The sequence below is a fragment of the Phocaeicola sp. RTP21198st1_B8_RTP21198_201120 genome, from assembly GCF_040929485.1.
Lineage (GTDB): Bacteria > Bacteroidota > Bacteroidia > Bacteroidales > Bacteroidaceae > Phocaeicola > Phocaeicola dorei.
Genome location: NZ_JBCOCI010000443.1, coordinates 1 through 1,194 on the forward strand (window position 1 = coordinate 1; position 1,194 = coordinate 1,194).

3 protein-coding genes are annotated in these 1,194 nt (G+C 40.2%); all 3 read right to left on the reverse strand.

Annotated features, from left to right (window positions below; translation table 11 throughout):
• On the reverse strand, nt 1–405 hold a 405-nt coding region (gene rpsL / locus AB5935_RS27100; RefSeq protein ID WP_368327989.1), incomplete at its 3' end, for a 30S ribosomal protein S12.
• 136 nt (nt 406–541) lie between these two features.
• Nucleotides 542–850, reverse strand: a complete 309-nt coding sequence (locus AB5935_RS27105) for a DUF3467 domain-containing protein (RefSeq protein WP_004296354.1) — start codon at nt 848–850, stop codon at nt 542–544.
• A gap of 146 nt (nt 851–996) precedes the next feature.
• Nucleotides 997–1,194: hypothetical protein (locus AB5935_RS27110; protein WP_368327990.1), on the reverse strand; the 198-nt coding region annotated here is incomplete at its 5' end.

A 1,194-nucleotide genomic window follows, 5' to 3' on the forward strand; every position in this document is an offset into this window, starting at 1 on the left:
TTTCTTACCCTTAGCAGGAGCAGCAGCTTGTCCTGGTTTCGGACGCTTAGCACCATACTTAGAACGTCTTTGAGTACGACCAGCAACACCTGCTGTATCAAGTGTACCACGTACAATGTGATAACGCACACCCGGAAGGTCTTTTACACGACCACCACGTACCAAAACGATTGAGTGTTCCTGCAAGTTGTGTCCTTCTCCCGGAATGTATGAGTTCACCTCTTTTTGGTTAGTCAAACGTACACGAGCTACTTTACGCATTGCAGAGTTCGGCTTCTTCGGAGTAGTAGTGTATACTCTCACGCAAACGCCACGTCTTTGAGGACATGAATCCAAGGCTGGAGATTTACTTTTCTCCACCAGCACTTCGCGTCCTTTTCTTACTAATTGCTGAATTGTAGGCATTTTAATTGTTTTTTGATTTATATTATTGTTATATTAATTTCGTAACTATACATTTTGGGCTGCAAAAATACGAATAATATTTGAATATTCAATGCACTACAACTTTTTTTTCTTTTTTAATGTTTTTATATCATCCTCACGCTTCGCCTTTTACACCCGTCAAAGGAGAAATAGGGGGTTCATCCGAAGTACGAATCGGACCGAATACGCGCTCATACTTTGCTATATTATCTTCTAATGCCCGCAGCAGACGTTTTGCGTGCTCCGGAGCCACAATAATACGAGATTGCACACCAGCCTTCGGTATGCCCGGCATTACGCGCACGAAGTCAAGGATGAATTCAGAACTCGAATGAGTAATAATAGCAAGATTAGCATAAGTTCCCTGTGCAACCTCTTCTCTCAATTCAATCTGTAATTGTCCGTTGTTATTTTGTTCTTCCATATTTAATATGATTAAAAAGTTATCCTGCAAAATAACACATTTTTCCTGAAACTAATGGTAATACACGCGAGTAAAAAAGAAATAAAAAAAGGAGCAATTGCCCAATCAGGCAACTGCTCCTTTTCATATAGTCAATTGAATTGTATTTATTCTACTTCATTGTAGTCAAGTACTGTTTTCTTGTTAGCCAAGATACGGTCATACTCTTCTTTTGATCCAACGATGAGCTTTTCGAACTCGCGCTGTCCGGTACCGGCAGGAATCAAGTGACCACAGATCACATTTTCCTTCATACCTTCAAGCTTATCGATCTTACCGTTAATAGCAGCTTCATTCAAGACTTT